The 14,535-nt window shown below is 55.7% G+C and carries 13 protein-coding genes; 1 reads left to right on the top strand and 12 read right to left on the bottom strand.

Annotated elements, in window-relative coordinates:
• From sucA to sdhC, 5 genes are all read right to left on the bottom strand, one after another.
• Positions 1-2,808 (bottom strand): 2-oxoglutarate dehydrogenase E1 component, encoded by a 2,808-nt coding sequence (gene sucA, locus BFV65_RS06160; protein ID WP_022647462.1) that lies wholly within the window; start codon positions 2,806-2,808, stop codon positions 1-3.
• 238 nt (positions 2,809-3,046) lie between these two features.
• On the bottom strand, positions 3,047-3,763 hold the full coding sequence (locus tag BFV65_RS06155; RefSeq protein WP_022647461.1) for a succinate dehydrogenase iron-sulfur subunit: 717 nt from the start codon (positions 3,761-3,763) through the stop codon (positions 3,047-3,049).
• 15 nt (positions 3,764-3,778) lie between these two features.
• Positions 3,779-5,545 carry a succinate dehydrogenase flavoprotein subunit gene (gene sdhA / locus BFV65_RS06150; RefSeq protein ID WP_003858619.1) on the bottom strand — a complete coding sequence of 589 codons (1,767 nt, stop codon included), beginning with the start codon at positions 5,543-5,545 and terminating at the stop codon, positions 3,779-3,781.
• A complete protein-coding gene (gene sdhD, locus BFV65_RS06145; RefSeq protein WP_003858621.1) occupies positions 5,545-5,892 on the bottom strand; it encodes a succinate dehydrogenase membrane anchor subunit in 348 nt (115 codons plus the stop codon). Before sdhD ends, sdhA begins: the two co-directional genes overlap by 1 nt.
• Complete coding sequence (sdhC, locus tag BFV65_RS06140; RefSeq protein WP_026080740.1) at positions 5,886-6,290, bottom strand: succinate dehydrogenase cytochrome b556 subunit; 405 nt, start codon at positions 6,288-6,290, stop codon at positions 5,886-5,888. The genes sdhD and sdhC overlap by 7 nt, the downstream gene beginning before the upstream one ends.
• Before the next feature lie 639 nt (positions 6,291-6,929).
• Here sdhC and BFV65_RS06135 point away from each other — a divergent pair.
• Complete coding sequence (locus BFV65_RS06135) at positions 6,930-8,213, top strand: citrate synthase (RefSeq protein WP_006809584.1); 1,284 nt, start codon at positions 6,930-6,932, stop codon at positions 8,211-8,213.
• Between the two features lie 84 nt (positions 8,214-8,297).
• Here the strand turns inward: BFV65_RS06135 and nei are convergent, their stop codons facing one another.
• From nei to BFV65_RS06100, 7 genes are all read right to left on the bottom strand, one after another.
• Positions 8,298-9,089 carry an endonuclease VIII gene (gene nei, locus BFV65_RS06130; protein WP_063150783.1) on the bottom strand — a complete coding sequence of 264 codons (792 nt, stop codon included), beginning with the start codon at positions 9,087-9,089 and terminating at the stop codon, positions 8,298-8,300.
• Between the two features lie 18 nt (positions 9,090-9,107).
• Positions 9,108-9,848 (bottom strand): 5-oxoprolinase subunit PxpA, encoded by a 741-nt coding sequence (gene pxpA, locus BFV65_RS06125; RefSeq protein WP_038417003.1) that lies wholly within the window; start codon positions 9,846-9,848, stop codon positions 9,108-9,110.
• Positions 9,835-10,767 (bottom strand): 5-oxoprolinase subunit PxpC, encoded by a 933-nt coding sequence (gene pxpC / locus BFV65_RS06120; protein WP_022647458.1) that lies wholly within the window; start codon positions 10,765-10,767, stop codon positions 9,835-9,837. The genes pxpA and pxpC overlap by 14 nt, the downstream gene beginning before the upstream one ends.
• The gene (gene pxpB, locus BFV65_RS06115) at positions 10,761-11,417 is read right to left on the bottom strand and encodes a 5-oxoprolinase subunit PxpB (RefSeq protein WP_022647457.1); all 657 of its coding nucleotides are present in this window, start codon (positions 11,415-11,417) and stop codon (positions 10,761-10,763) included. Before pxpB ends, pxpC begins: the two co-directional genes overlap by 7 nt.
• Positions 11,418-11,431: 14 nt before the next feature.
• Entirely contained in the window at positions 11,432-12,175 is a 744-nt protein-coding gene (locus BFV65_RS06110; protein WP_003858635.1) for a type 2 GTP cyclohydrolase I, read from the bottom strand.
• 10 nt (positions 12,176-12,185) lie between these two features.
• Positions 12,186-13,598, bottom strand: a complete 1,413-nt coding sequence (gene phrB / locus BFV65_RS06105) for a deoxyribodipyrimidine photo-lyase (protein ID WP_069596366.1) — start codon at positions 13,596-13,598, stop codon at positions 12,186-12,188.
• Between the two features lie 598 nt (positions 13,599-14,196).
• Positions 14,197-14,403 carry a YbfA family protein gene (locus BFV65_RS06100; protein WP_014069366.1) on the bottom strand — a complete coding sequence of 69 codons (207 nt, stop codon included), beginning with the start codon at positions 14,401-14,403 and terminating at the stop codon, positions 14,197-14,199.
• Positions 14,404-14,535 lie beyond the last annotated feature (132 nt).

The raw sequence follows: 14,535 nt of genomic DNA, 5'->3' as shown, positions 1-14,535 counted from the left end.
TTAATCGACGTTCAGCGCGTCATTGACCAGATCTTGTTGCTGCTTCTGGTGAACGGACATATACCCTACCGCCGGAGAGGCGGAGGCCGGGCGACCTGCATAACGCAGGGCAGACCCAAATGGAATCACTTCACGGAAATGATGCTGGCTGCAATACCATGCGCCCTGGTTGAGCGGCTCTTCCTGGCACCAGACAAAATCATGAACGTGAGCGTACTGTTTCAGCACTTCCTGCATCGCCTGATGCGGGAACGGATAAAGCTGCTCGATACGCACGATGGCGACATCTTTCTGATCGTTCTTACGGCGCTGTTCCAGCAGGTCGTAATAAACCTTACCAGAACACATTACGACACGCTTAACGGCCTGCGGATCCAGCTCGTCAATTTCACCGATGGCTGGCAGGAAGGTGCCGTTAGCCAGTTCATCCAGGCTCGAAACCGCCAGCGGATGACGCAGCAGGGATTTTGGCGACATGACCACCAGCGGACGGCGCATACCGCGCAGCGCCTGACGACGCAACATGTGGTACACCTGAGCCGGGGTGGACGGCACGCAGACCTGCATGTTCTGCTCGGCGCAGAGTTGCAGATAACGCTCCAGACGCGCGGAGGAGTGCTCCGGCCCTTGTCCTTCATAGCCGTGCGGCAGCAACATCACCAGACCACACATACGGCCCCACTTCTGCTCACCGGAGGAGATGAACTGGTCGATGACGACCTGCGCACCGTTGGCGAAGTCACCGAACTGCGCTTCCCAGATAGTCAGGGTGCGAGGTTCTGCGGTGGCGTAGCCGTATTCGAAGGCCAGAACCGCTTCTTCTGACAGCACGGAGTCCCAGACCTTGAACTGGCCCTGACCGTTATGCACGTGCTGAAGCGGAGTATAGGTTGAACCGTTAGACTGGTTGTGTACAACCGCATGACGGTGGAAGAAAGTGCCACGACCCGCATCTTCACCGGACAGACGAACCGGAATACCTTCGTCAACCAGCGTCGCATAGGCCAGCGTTTCCGCGCCGCCCCAGTCGAACAGCTTTTCACCCGCCGCCATGGCCTGGCGGTCGCCATAGATCTTGGCCACGCGGGATTGCATCTCGATCGCTTCCGGCACGGTGCTGATGCGTTTAGCCAGCTCCTGCAAACGCTTCATCTCAACCTTGTTCGGGTAGCTCTCGTCCCACTCGTGGTTGAGGTACGGCGACCAGGTAAAGGAGTGCATGTTCATTGGGCGCAGCTCTTTGACCACGCATTCACCCGCGTCCAGCGCGTCGCGATAAAGATTGACCATTTCGGTCGCATCCTCCAGCGTCGCCACTTTTTCGCTTTCCAGCTTGTCAGCATAGATTTTACGCGGCGTCGGGTGTTTTTTGATTTTCTGGTACATCAGCGGCTGGGTTGCACTTGGCTCATCCGCTTCGTTGTGGCCGTGACGGCGGTAGCAGAAGAGGTCAATGAACACGTCGCGCTTAAAGGTGTTACGGAAGTCCAGCGCCAGACGGGTAACGAAAGCAACGGCTTCCGGGTCATCCGCGTTTACGTGGAAGATTGGCGCCTGAACCATTTTACCGATGTCGGTGCAGTACGGGGTAGAACGCGCATCCAGCGGGTTAGAGGTGGTGAAGCCCACCTGGTTGTTGATTACGATGCGAACGGTACCGCCCACTTCATAACCACGCGCTTTCGACATGTTCAGGGTTTCCTGAACCACGCCCTGCCCTGTGACTGCCGCATCACCGTGAATGGTGATTGGCAGCACTTTATTGCTGCTCGGCTCGTCCAGACGATCCAGACGCGCACGCACGGAACCGATAACCACCGGGCTGACGATTTCCAGGTGCGACGGGTTAAACGCCAGCGCCAGGTGAACCTGACCGCCCTCGGTTTCGATATCCGACGAGAAGCCCATGTGGTACTTCACGTCACCGGTGCCGAGGTGCTCTTTATGTTTACCCGCAAATTCGTCGAACAGATCCTGCGGTTTTTTACCCAGCACGTTAACCAGCACGTTCAGACGGCCACGGTGCGCCATGCCCAGCACCACTTCGCGCGTGCCGCTCTTACCGGCATGACGAATCAGCTCTTTCAGCATCGGGACTAACGCATCGCCGCCCTCCAGTGAGAAGCGTTTTGCGCCCGGGAATTTCGCGCCCAGATAGCGCTCAAGGCCTTCGGCTGCCGTCAGTTCGCTCAGGAAACGTTTTTTCTCGTCTGCTGAGAAATTCGCGTGACCCGCCACGGATTCGATACGCTGCTGGATCCAGCGTTTCTCTTCGGTGGAGGTAATGTGCATATATTCCGCGCCGATGGAGCCGCAGTAGGTTTGCTTGAGCGCATCAATCAGATCGCCCAGCTTCATCGTGTCTTTGCCGATGGCAAAGGAACCTACGTTAAAGCTTTCCTGGAAATCGGCCTCGGTCAGATCGTGATAAGCCGGATCGAGATCCGCTACACGTTCCTGCTGCCACAGTCCCAGCGGATCGAGATTCGCATGCTGGTGACCACGGAAGCGATAAGCGTTGATAAGCTGCAGGACTTTTACCTGCTTCGCATTGGTGTCAGGGTCGGAAATCGCAGAAGAGTAACGTGAGGCATCCTTCGCCAGACGACGGAAATAATCACGTGTTTTTGAATGGAATTGATCCGGTTTGACCCCTGTACCAGGCAACTGCTGGAACATGGAACGCCAGTTTGCGTCCACTGAGTCAGGATCGGTTAAGAAGTCTTCATAGAGCTGTTCTATCCAGCTCTGGTTTGAACCAGAGAGGTAAGAAGAGTCCAGCCAGGCTTTCATTGCGCCGTTCTGCATCGTGATCCCTTAAGCATTTTTATGCTTACTTTCGCCGTAGAAACTACCACGCACACCACGTGTACGTGCCGGGGTTCACCTGCGAGCTCTTTTCATTTGGCCCGCGAAGGAACCTTTAGAAACTGTCTAAACTTCAGGGCAGTTTTTAAAGGTTTCTGCAATTTGCCCAGTGGCGCTACGCTTACCGGGCCTACTGTTACGTAGGCCTGATAAGCGCAGCGCCATCCGGCGTTGTTACTTACGCACTGCGCTGCAACAACATCGACTTAATATGGCCGATGGCGCGCGTCGGGTTCAGCCCCTTAGGACACACACTGACGCAGTTCATGATGCTATGGCAGCGGAATACGCTGAAAGCGTCACTTAACCCTTCCAGACGATTCTCGGTTTCGGTATCGCGGCTGTCGATCAGGAAGCGATAGGCAGCCAGCAGACCCGCAGGGCCGATAAATTTATCCGGGTTCCACCAGAATGACGGGCATGACGTTGAACAGCATGCACAGAGAATACACTCGTACAACCCATCGAGTTTTTCACGCTGCTCAGGCGACTGTAAGTGCTCGCGAGCGGGTGGATTTTGCCCATTATTCAATAAGTAAGGCTTAATCTTCTCATATTGTGCATAGAATTGCCCCATGTCCACCACCAAATCACGCACGACCGGCAGGCCAGGCAGAGGACGGATGACAATTTTCTGGCCTGCACGCTGTAGCGCTGAAATTGGCGTGATACAGGCCAGACCGTTTTTGCCGTTCATGTTTACACCGTCAGAGCCACATACCCCTTCACGGCAGGAGCGGCGGAACGACAGCGTAGGATCTTTTTCTTTCAGCTGGATTAAAGCATCCAGCAGCATCATGTCACGACCTTCTTCCGCTTCGAGGGTGTAATCCTGCATACGCGGAGCATCGTCTACATCCGGGTTATAACGATAAACTGAGAATTCGAGTTTCATTATCCTGTCTCCGCATTAGTAAGTACGAATCTTCGGCGGGAACGCCGGACGCAGTTTCGGTTCCATGTTAACGCTACGACGCGTCATGGTTTCCGACTCTGGCAGATACAGGGAATGGCACAGCCAGTTTTCGTCATCACGATCCGGGAAGTCGAAGCGGCTATGGGCGCCACGGCTTTCGGTACGGAAGTTTGCCGACATCGCGGTCGCGAACGCGGTTTCCATCAGGTTATCCAGCTCCAGGCACTCAACGCGCTGGGTGTTGAACTCGCTCGAGGTATCGTCCAGACGGGCATTCTTCAGACGCTCGCGGATCGCTTTCAGTTGCTCCAGCCCTTTGGCCATCGCGTCACCTTCACGGAATACCGAGAAGTTGTGCTGCATACACTCTTGCAGCGCTTTACGGATTTCTACCGGATCTTCGCCGTTACGGTTGCCGTTCCAGCGGTTGAGGCGCTCAAGAGAGGCATCAATTTCGTCGTCGGTCGCATCACGCAACGCGCCCTGCTCGGCAATAGATTCCTGGAGATGCAGCCCCACCGCACGGCCAAATACCACCAGGTCCAGCAGGGAGTTGCCGCCCAGACGGTTTGCGCCGTGCACGGATACGCAGGCAATTTCGCCTACCGCAAACAGACCAGGGATGACCACGTCTTCACCCTGCTCGTTCACGGTCAGCGCCTGACCGGTCACTTTGGTCGGAATACCGCCCATCATGTAGTGACAGGTTGGGATAACCGGAATCGGCTCTTTTACCGGGTCGACGTGGGCGAAGGTGCGGGACAGTTCCAGAATGCCCGGCAGACGGGATTCCAGCACTTCTTTACCCAGATGGTCGAGTTTCAGCTTCGCGTGCGGGCCCCAAGGGCCGTCGCAGCCGCGGCCTTCACGGATTTCGATCATGATGGAACGCGCCACCACGTCACGGCCCGCCAGGTCTTTCGCATTCGGGGCATAACGCTCCATGAAGCGCTCGCCATGTTTGTTCAGCAGATAGCCACCTTCACCACGGCAGCCTTCTGTCACCAGCACGCCCGCACCGGCGATACCGGTTGGGTGGAACTGCCACATCTCCATGTCCTGCACCGGCACGCCAGCGCGGATAGCCATCCCAACGCCGTCACCGGTGTTGATGTGGGCGTTGGTAGTGGACTGATAGATACGGCCTGCGCCGCCGGTGGCCAGCACGGTTGCGCGCGCTTTGAAATAGACCACTTCACCGGTTTCAATGCACAGTGCGGTACAACCCACCACCGCGCCATCGGCGTTTTTCACCAGATCCAACGCATACCACTCGGAGAAGATGGTGGTGTGGTTTTTCAGGTTTTGCTGATAGAGCGTGTGCAGCAGCGCGTGGCCGGTACGGTCAGCCGCTGCTGCGGTACGTGCCGCCTGTTCGCCGCCGAAGTTTTTCGACTGGCCGCCAAACGGACGCTGATAGATGGTGCCATTTTCCAGACGGGAGAACGGCAGACCCATGTGGTCCAGCTCCAGAATCGCTTCCGGGCCGGTTTTACACATATATTCGATGGCATCCTGGTCGCCGATGTAGTCGGAACCTTTTACCGTATCGTACATGTGCCATTCCCAGTTATCTTCATGGGAATTACCCAGCGCAACGGTGATACCGCCCTGCGCAGACACAGTGTGGGAACGGGTCGGGAATACTTTAGAGAGCAGCGCACAGGTCTGGCCGCTCTGGGAAATTTGCAGTGCGGCGCGCATACCTGCGCCACCCGCACCAATCACAACAGCATCAAATTCTCTGACTGGCAGTTTCATTACACACCCCACACCACAACAAATCCATAAATGACGTAAACCAGCAGAGCAACAACAATAATCAGTTGCAGCGGAAGGCGAATCGCCAGCGGTTTAACGTAATCGGTCAACACCTGCCACATGCCAATCCAGGCATGAATAAGGATGGAGAACAGGGCCAGCAGGGTGAACACTTTGGTGAAGGCCGATCCGAAGAAACCACTCCAGATTTCCCACGTCAGTGTGCCGCTAGTGGCGAAGAAACCGATCATATAGATGATGTAGAGCGTGAGGACGATGGCGGTAGCGCGGACCAGGATGAAGTCATGTACGCCGTTGCGTCCTAATGCGGAGGCGTTGCTTACCATACGAGAACTCCTGCGAGAAGTGAAAGCACGACAGTGATCACAAATGAAATGTTAGCGGTACGTTTACCGGCCTCGAACGTCTCTTCCAGGTAGCCAAAGTCCATCAGCATATGGCGAACGCCGCCAACCACGTGATAGGCCAGCGCGGTCAGAATGCCCCACATGATAAATTTCACGAAGAAGCTGTTCATGATGGCTGAGGCCTGGAGGAATCCTTCAGGAGATGAGAGGCTGGTTCCCAGTAACCACAGCAAGATACCAACCGCCACAAACGTAATCACACCAGAAACACGGTGCAGAATGGACGCTATTGCTGTTACAGGGAATCGGATCGTTTTGAGATCCAGATTGACAGGTCTTTGTTTTTTCACATTTCTTATCATGAATAACGCCCACATGCTGTTCTTATTGTTTCCTTCCTCCGGACTGCGATGCGGGTCAGACAGCGTTCCTTTTCTATAACTGCGCGTCATGCAAAACATTGCTTCCAAATGCTAAAACGACACGTTACAACGCTGGGTGGCTCGGGATTGCAGGGTGTTCCGGAGACCTGGCGGCAGTATAGGCCGTTCACAAAATCATTACAATTAACCTACATACAGTTTGTTGGGTTTTCTCTGGAACAGTGATCGGGGTCACGATAACAACATCTTTTTAATTTTTAATCATCTGATTTGACAAATGTTAAACAATATTGTTACAAACGTCATCAGAAAAGGCATATAATGCGCAAAAGTTATGAGGTCTCTCTTTCACCTGACAAATAGTTATGTAACAGTGTGATGGTATTGACCGAAGTTATCAGGACAGTTATTAGTGATATACAGGTTTGAATAATTCGGACTGCAAAAACGCTGATTTGCTGTTGTTTCACTGATATTTCATTCGTTTACCTGCAAGGCGCCATAGCTCTGTACCCTGGTTTCTCCTCGTGAGCTGAGCGGTAAGCCAAATAACAATCTGGTAACGATGATTAACAGCTGAAAGCAAATCCGGTAAAGCGCAGTCTTAAGCATAAGGCGCTAAGGAGACCGTAAATGGCTGATACAAAGGCAAAACTCACCCTAAATGGTGATGATGCTATTGAACTGGATGTGCTAAAAGGCACGCTCGGTCAGGATGTTATTGATATCCGTACGCTGGGTTCCAAAGGGGTATTCACCTTTGACCCTGGATTCACCTCTACCGCATCTTGCGAATCCAAAATCACCTACATTGACGGTGACGAAGGTATCCTGCTCCATCGCGGCTTCCCCATCGATCAGTTAGCCACCGAATCCAACTATCTGGAAGTGTGCTACATCCTGCTGAACGGCGAAAAACCGACGCAGGCCCAGTACGATGAATTTAAAACCACCGTGACCCGTCACACCATGATCCATGAGCAGATTACCCGTCTGTTCCATGCGTTCCGTCGTGACTCTCATCCGATGGCGGTCATGTGCGGTATTACCGGTGCGCTGGCGGCGTTCTACCACGATTCTCTGGACGTGAATAACCCACGTCACCGTGATATCGCGGCGTTCCGTCTGCTGTCCAAAATGCCTACCATGGCGGCGATGTGTTACAAATACTCTATCGGTCAGCCGTTTGTGTATCCACGCAACGACCTCTCCTACGCAGGTAACTTCCTGCGCATGATGTTCTCCACGCCGTGTGAAGAGTACGAAGTGAACCCGGTGCTGGAACGCGCGATGGACCGTATTCTGATCCTGCACGCTGACCACGAACAGAACGCCTCGACCTCTACCGTCCGTACCGCAGGCTCTTCCGGCGCGAACCCGTTCGCCTGTATCGCTGCGGGTATCGCCTCCCTGTGGGGACCGGCGCACGGCGGCGCGAACGAAGCAGCACTGAAGATGCTGGAGGAGATCAGCTCCGTTGAGCACATTCCTGAGTTCGTGCGCCGCGCGAAAGACAAGAATGACTCCTTCCGTCTGATGGGCTTCGGTCACCGTGTTTACAAAAACTACGACCCTCGCGCGACCGTTATGCGTGAGACCTGCCACGAAGTGCTGAAAGAGCTGGGCACCAAAGATGATCTGCTGGAAGTGGCGATGGAGCTGGAACACATCGCGCTGAACGACCCGTACTTCATCGAGAAAAAACTCTACCCGAACGTCGATTTCTACTCCGGTATCATCCTGAAAGCGATGGGCATTCCGTCTTCCATGTTCACCGTGATCTTCGCCATGGCGCGTACCGTAGGCTGGATTGCGCACTGGAACGAAATGCACAGCGAAGGCATGAAAATCGCCCGTCCTCGTCAGCTGTATACCGGCTACGAGCAGCGTGACTTTAAGTCTGATATTAAGCGCTAAAAAACACGCCCGGCGGCGCTTCGCTTGCCGGGCCTACAAGTGCGAGATGTAGGCCGGGTAAGGCGTAGCCGCCACCCGGCTTTTTTACATCTGGCACCCAGGACACCAGTAAAACGGTCTGGAAGAGATCGTCGCCTTCTCAATCACCCCGCCACACCGCTCACACTTTTTACCCGCCCGATGAAACACCTTGAAGCGAAACAACGCTCCGTGATGCTTGTTCTCATCCACCACGCCACGCGTGTTGTACGACAGCCGTGGAATATCCAGCAACGCGTGGGACAGCGCCTCCAGCTGTTCATCGCTTAGCTGCGACGCTTTGTGCTGCGGCGCCAGCCCGACTTCCCAGAGGATCTCCACCCGCAGGTAGTTTCCCAGCCCCGCCAGAAATGCCTGATCGAGCAACAGCCCGGAAAACTGCCGGTTGCGGAATGTGGGCGATAACAGCCGGGCTTTCACATCGCTTGCCGTCAGGCGCATATCCAGCACGTCCGGCCCAACCCGCTGTAAGAACGGGTGCGTGAGCAACTGCTCCGGCGTTAACATTTCGATATCAGAAGCGCTGTAGAGCAGGATCGCCTTATCCGCCGTTTGTAGCCGCACGCGCAGCACGCGGGTCGTTTGCGGCTGCTCGTCCGCCTTTACCACCCGCCAGACGCCGTAAAGCTGATTGTGGCTATATAACGTCAGGTTATGGGAAAAGTGGGTGAGTAACGCTTTGCCGCGCGTTTCAATGTGGGTCACCGTCTGTCCCACCAGCTGCGATTCAAACGGTTTGAGTTGAGGAAAGGCAAACCAGACGTGTGTCAGAGGTTTGCCCTTTATCGCCGCCTCCAGGCTATCCGCCGCGCGGCGGATCTCCGGACCTTCTGGCATGTTATTGTCCTTTCATGATTATTCTGCGCTGACAACAATGCCCTCTTCCGAGAACGCCGCCCGCAGGCGTCGCGCAAACTGGAGCGCATGCTCGCCGTCACCGTGTAAGCATACCGTATCAGCCTGAACGTTTGCCGTTGTACCCTCCGTTGAGGTTACTCGCCCGAAGCGCACCATCTCCAGCGTCTGCGCCAGCGCTTTACCTTCGTCGGTGATCAGCGCACCGGCCTGCGTACGCGGAACCAGGCTGCCGTCCGGCAGGTATCCCCGATCGGCAAACACTTCCTGCCGCGTAATCAGCCCCAGCCGTTCGCCGGCACGGATAAGCTCGCTGCCCGCCAGGCCAACCAGAATCAGACGCGGATTGCAGTCCCGTACCGCGCGGGCAATGGCGTCTGCCAGCGCCGGATCTTTCGCTGCCTGGTTATAGAGCATGCCGTGCGGCTTGACGTGACGCAACACGCCCTTCTCAGCGCGCACTATCGCCTCCAGGGCGCCGATCTGGTAGAGCATTTGCGCGTAAACCGTCTCAGGCGGCAGATCCATCGCCGTGCGACCAAAGTTTTCCCGGTCCGGAAAGCTGGGGTGAGCGCCTATCGCCACGCCATTTTTCATGGCATTGCGCACGCTCGCCAGCATGGTCTGCGCATCGCCGGCATGAAACCCACAGGCGATGTTCACCGAGGAGACCAGCGTCATCAGCGCCGCATCGGCGCTGCTGCCCTCCCCCAGATCGGCGTTTAAATCAATCTTTACCATCGAGTCTCCACGCCAGCTGTTCGAGATAACGCTGCTGATCCTGACGGGCTTTCAGCGCCTCCTCCAGCGAACACTGCACAAAATGAATTGGCTGACCGAGAGGAATTTGCGCCAGATGGTAGCGATCCGCTTCAATAATGCAGGCAATACGCGGATATCCTCCCGTGGTTTGCGCATCGTTCATCAGTACGATGGGCTGTCCGTTGCCCGGCACCTGAATCACCCCCGGCAACAGACCATGGGAAAGCAGCTCCCGGTCAGTCGTGCGGGTCAGCGGCTGGCCCTGAAGCCGGTAACCCATGCGGTTACTCTGCGGGCTGATCTTCCATGGCGAGCGCCAGAAAGACTCTTTTGAGGCCTCATCGAACTCATGATATTCCGGCCCCGGCAGGGCGCGGATCAGGTTCCCCCACAACAGCTGCTTCACGCCCTGCGTGGTGGTGAAATGGCGCGCTGATGGCTTAATCGCCAGGCGATCGCCGTCGCGCAGCAGCCGTCCTTCATGTCCGCCCATTCCCGCTTTCTGGTCGGTGCTGGATGAGCCCAGCACCTCCGGCACGTCGATACCTCCCGCCACCGCAAGATAGCTGCGCACGCCGTGCAGAGGACGCTTGAGCGTCAGACGCTGTCCGGCTTTCGCCCGCAGGCGCCAGCCGGTCCACACCGCTTTGCCGTCCAGCGTCGCGTCACAGCCCGCGCCGGTTAAGGCAAACCAGGTTTCCTGACCAAACTCAATCACGCACTGACCCAGCGTAATTTCTAACGCCGCCGTGCTGCCGGCGTTGCCTACCAGCAGGTTGGCAATCTCCAGCGAGGGACGATCAAGCGCACCGCAGTAGCTCACGCCCGACTGACGCAGGCCAAAGCGCCCGGCATCCTGTACCGAGGTGTAAAGCCCTGCGCGAATAAGCGTTAACATATCCCCTCCTTTTGCGGGATAAAGCGCAGGGTATCCCCCGGACGCAGGAGTATGGGTGCGTCCTGGCCAGGTTCAAATAACGGCGTGGATGTGTGCCCGATAAGCTGCCAGCCTCCCGGCGAGGCGAGCGGATAAATTCCCGTCTGTTCGCCACCAATCGCCACGCTGCCCGCCGGTACGCTCAGGCGCGGCTCAGCCCGGCGCGGCGTATGCAACTGGGGCGATAACCCGCCCAGATAGGGGAAACCCGGCTGAAATCCCAAAAACCAGACAACATAGTCGACTGAGCTATGCAGCTCCACAACCTGCTTCTCCGTTAATCCACAGTGCTCGGCCACGACGCCAAGGTCGGGGCCTCCCTTGCCGCCATAGACAACCGGGATCTCAATCGTCCGCGATTCCGGCTCCAGCGCCTCGCTCTCCTCCCACCAGCGTTGCAGACGCTCAATGGCATCCAGCGCCCCCGTGTGCGGATCACGCAGCACCACGGTGATATTATTCATACCCGGAATAGCTTCAACCACGCCAGGTAGCTCGGGCAGTCGTTGAGCCAGACGCCAGATACGCTTTTGCGTGGCAAGCGTCACCGGAGGCTCAAGTTCTAGAACCACTGCGGTTTCACCCAAAAGATAACAACGCGCTCGCTGCACTTAACTACCTCTCATCAGGCCGGATTAGGGATATCAATAAACGTCACATCCAGATCGGTATTTTCCGTCAGCCACTCGCTGAGGGCGCGGATGCCGCCACGCTCGGTGGCGTGATGGCCTGCCGCGTAAAAATGCAGGCCTTGTTCACGGGCAGAGTGAATGGTCTGCTCGGAAACCTCGCCGGTAATGAAGGCGTCGACACCGAAACGCGCCGCGCTATCAATAAAGCCCTGGCCGCCGCCGGTGCACCATGCCACGCGCTTCACGGTATCCGGCCCGGTGTCGCCGCACCACAGCGGACGACGCCCCAGGCGTGCTTCGATCCACGATGCCAGCTCCAGACCCGGAACCGGCATCGACAGTTCACCCCACGGCACCAGGGGTTCAATTTCGCCCATCACGGTTATCCCCAGCAGCTGCGCAAGCTGAACGTTATTCCCCAGTTCAGGATGCGCATCGAGCGGCAGGTGATAGCCGTACAGGTTGATGTCATTCGCCAGCAGCGTTTTGAGACGGTTGCGCTTCATGCCGCGAATAATCGGTGATTCGTTTTTCCAGAAATAACCGTGATGGACAATTACCGCGTCGGCTTCCTGACGCACAGCCTCATCCAGCAGCGCCTGGCTTGCCGTTACGCCGGTGATGATTTTTTGCACCGTCTCGCGACCCTCCACCTGCAAGCCATTCGGACCGTAGTCGCTAAACGAGGCCGTGTTGAGTTTTTCGTTAATCAGGCGTTCCAGTTCACTGTTTTTCATCATCATTCTCTCAAACTTTTCGGGCGGTTTCGTACGCCGCCAGCGTGGCGACGCGCGCCTGTTTATGGTCGACAATGGGACGGGGATAGTTCAGGGTAACACGCTGTTTATCCGCCCATGCCCAGGGTTCATGAATGGCTTTGGCGGGGACATCCTTAAGTTCAGGCAGCCAGCGACGGATAAACTCGCCGTCGACGTCAAATCGTTGTCCCTGCGTGGTCGGATTAAAGATCCGAAAATAGGGAGCCGCATCCGTGCCGGTGGAGGCCGCCCACTGCCAGCCGCCGTTATTCGCCGCCAGATCGCCATCGATCAGCTGAGAGATAAAATAACGCTCTCCGGTTCGCCAGTCGATAAGCAGATCCTTCACCAGGAAGCTGGCGGTAATCATACGCAGACGGTTATGCATCCACCCGGTTTCATTGAGCTGCCGCATAGCCGCATCAACAATCGGGAAGCCGGTGAGCCCATGCTGCCATGCCTTAAGCAGCTTCTCATTCGACTGCCACTGTACCTTATCGGTCCAACGAATGAAGGGGCGATGTTTACATAAATCAGGATGATACGTCATCAGATGGCGATAAAACTCACGCCAGATCAGTTCGTTCAGCCACACTGCGCCCGCCCCCCCGTCTAACGCCTGAGGCTGTTCCGCCAGTAGCCGATGTAAGCACTGGCGCGGGGAGAGCGCGCCCAGCGCTAAACAGGCCGACAGGCGGCTGGTGCCTTCAATCGCTGGAAAATCCCGCCGCGCCTCGTAATCCGCCGCCCCCTGCGCGCAGAACTGACGCAAGCGGGCGATAGCCGCTTTCTCGCTGGCGGGGAATACCGTTTCATCAAACGACTGCTGGGGATAATTCAGCCTGATGTCCTGCAGATCCGTTATCGTTTCCCCTCTTATGGCCGGGGCGGGAACGCATTCTGGCAGCCCCTCTTTCAGGCGTTTGATAAAAGCATTTTTAAATGGCGTGAAAACTTTATACATCTCGTGACTGCCGGTCATCACGCTGCCCGGTGCGAGCATCACGCTGTCATCAAAGCCTTCACAGACCACGCCCGTAAGGTTTTTCTGCAGCTGACGCTCCCGCTGCTGCTCGTTAAATTCATACTGGTAGTTGTAAAAAAGACGCGTTACCGCGTGCTGCTTACAGATTGCCTGCACCATCTCAAGCTGTGCGGCAAAATCATGGGCCTCTTTATAGATCAGCGGAATGCCTTTTTCGGCCAGTGAATGTTGCAGGTCATTCAGATACGCGCTGAGTAATGCCGCTTGCCGGGGCGCCATGTCATGCTGCCGCCACTGTTCAGGCGTGGCGATAAACAGGGCCAGCACATTCGCGTCTTTAGCGCGGCAGGCGGCCGCGAGAGCGAAGTTGTCGTGAATGCGTAAATCCGCGCGAAACCAAACCAGATGGGTGGGCATAAAACTCCAGGCAATTGTCCATTATGTCCGTAAGGGCATGCCGTAAAAGGAAAAAGGCATGCATTGAACTACTTTGCCATGAAGTGTAGACGGGATGAAATAAAAAAGGCCGCCCGAGGCGGCCTTAACGCTACTTGTCCTGCGCTATCGGGGTAAAGGCATTAAACACATCCGGTTTATCACTCTTTACAACGAGTGCGCTGGCGACAATGAACGCGATGCATAAATAGCGTTTCACTATGCGGTCCCTGCTGCTAACCGCTCCACCTATCACCACCGGTGATAAATCGGTGGACACAAGCCCGGGTAGGCGGGCTGCTTTACGGCTATGGATACACCTTTCCCAGGACCGATGCCCATTTGCGAGATGGCGGAAAGGGATGTGGCATCATAATTAACACCAACGCCAAAAGTAAGTTATTTCAGTAAAATTAGGAATTTATAAAGGTGAAGTGGATTGCGAACTTTTTAAAGAAGGGTATGATAAAAATCCCGGGTAGGGGCTGCAAGATTACCCAACGGACCGCGAATCCCGAGGGACAAAAAAACCGCCACTTTGCTGTAGGCGGTTTTTTTATGGCTACGATGTCACACCGTATCAGTAGAAATCGCAGGTTGCTTTCTCGGCCTGATCCATCCACACCGGCTTTTCGCTGGTTTTCGCCCAGACGCGGTGCAGATAGCTGTAAAAACGTGCGCGATCTTTCCAGAACAGCATCACCGGCAGGGCCAGCACGCCAGCCACTACGGCGAAAGTGCGACGCATGAACACGATATGAGCCGGATACTCTTTATAAAGATCCATATTTTTCTCCCCTGTAGTTGGCCGGAAACCGTCTCCGGAAAATGTGAAATCTGTGACCTGGTTAAAATAATACCGCTTTGTTTGTAATTTTACTACTCATCCGACCACTTATTTTCATCCATTTCGTGAATA

Source organism: Enterobacter hormaechei subsp. hoffmannii (assembly GCF_001729745.1).
GTDB classification, from domain to species: Bacteria; Pseudomonadota; Gammaproteobacteria; order Enterobacterales; family Enterobacteriaceae; genus Enterobacter; species Enterobacter intestinihominis.
Note: the sequence above shows the minus strand (reverse complement) of the source record. Positions and strands in the feature narration are given on the sequence as shown.